Annotated in this window: 1 protein-coding gene; it reads left to right on the top strand. The window is 53.9% G+C overall.

Annotated features, from left to right (window positions below; genetic code table 11):
• Positions 1 to 1,635, top strand: a 1,635-nt coding sequence (locus G9C99_RS18300) for a glycine cleavage T C-terminal barrel domain-containing protein (protein WP_166418982.1), incomplete at its 5' end; no start/stop codon positions are given.
• Between the last annotated feature and the right edge of the window lie 11 nt (positions 1,636 to 1,646).

Below are 1,646 nucleotides of genomic sequence, written 5' to 3'. Positions count from 1 at the left end.
TATGAACAAGACTGCAAAACTTGGGGCATGGATGGGATTGATCCGAACTTTGTCAACGCTCTGTGCCCGGATGATTTGGACCGCGTGACAGACGTGCTAGAGGGCGCATTTGAACGCATGCCCGCGCTGATGGAAACCGGCATTCACACAGTCGTAAACGGCCCAATCACCTATACAATTGACGGCGCGCCTTTGGTCGGTCCCATTCCGGGCAAGAAAAACGCGTTTTGTATCATTGGCTTACGGGCGGGTCTGGGCGAAGGTGGCGGTCATGGTTGGTTGCTCGCGCAGCAGATCGTACACGGCGAAGCCTGCTATGACACGTGGTGCATTGATCCGCGCCGCTTTACCGGGCACACCAATGTCGAACTGACCGCGTTGAAGGCGATTGAGGATTATCAAAACGAATTCCGCTTTCACTTTCCTCATGAACATCGTCCGGCGGGGCGCCCCGCTAAAACCACGCCATTGACCCCAATCATGGCCGCAGAAGGCGCGGAATTTACCGTTGTGAATGGGTGGGAACGGGTGGATTATATCAAGCCCCATGCTGACTTCCATCCGAGCTTAGGCTTTCACTTTGACGAAACCTTTGATCTGGTCAAAGCCGAAGTTCTGAATGTGCGTGACAATGTTGGCCTGTGCGAAGTCAACGGGTTTAACCGCTTTGAAATCACCGGCGTGGACCGCCATTCTTTCCTTGATCGGATGTTTTGTGGTGCAGTCACCAAAAGGGACGGGCGCGTTGGGCTTGGCTATCTTTTGAACCATCATGGCATGGTCAAAGGCGAGGCCACGGTGGCCAATATCCCAGCCTCTGATCGTGGGCCGGATCGGGTTTGGTATGGCTCTGCCGCTGCCAGTGAATTCCACGATATGGATTGGCTCACCCAGCATGTCCGTGCTGATGAGGATGTTAAAATCGAAAGCCTCACGAATGACCAGACCATTCTGGTTTTGGCTGGCCCCCAGGCGCGCGCTGTGCTCTCGGCTTGTGCCCGGGGTGACTGGTCCAAAGAGGCGTTTGCGTGGCTGTCCGTGCGGGAGTGTTTTATCGGATTTTCCCCGGCCACCGTCATGTCGGTAAGTTTTTCTGGCGAACTCGCTTATGAAATCCACGTGCCCAACGCATCCCTTTATGGGGCCTATCTCGCGCTGCGCGAGGCGGGCAAATCCCACGAGCTGAAACTTTTTGGGGCGCGGGCTGTTGATTCTATGCGCATTGAAAAAGGCTTTTTGCATTGGAAGGCGGATCTACTGACCGAATTTGACCCGTTTGAAACCGGGCTCGACCGGTTTGTAAAACGCGACAAAGCCGACTTCATCGGCAAGGATGCCCTGACCCAACGCGTTAAAAATGGAAAGCAAAAGCAACTGGTTACGTTAGAGATCGACGACACCACGGCCCCTGCACACCCCGGCGCATCCATCCTGATGAACGACACAGTCATCGGCACCGTCACCTCAGGCGATTGGGGCCATCGCACCAACAAAAACCTCGCCTATGCCTTCATTGATCCACTGTACAGCAACATCGGAACAACCGCGCAAATCCTAAGCATGGGCGCACATAAAAATTGCACTGTCGTAAACCAAACAAACTACGACCCAAATATGACATATCCGAGGAACTAAACGCATGATTA

The sequence above is a fragment of the Cochlodiniinecator piscidefendens genome (assembly GCF_011326755.1).
GTDB classification, from domain to species: domain Bacteria; phylum Pseudomonadota; class Alphaproteobacteria; order Rhodobacterales; family Rhodobacteraceae; genus Cochlodiniinecator; species Cochlodiniinecator piscidefendens.
Note: the sequence above shows the minus strand (reverse complement) of the source record. Positions and strands in the feature narration are given on the sequence as shown.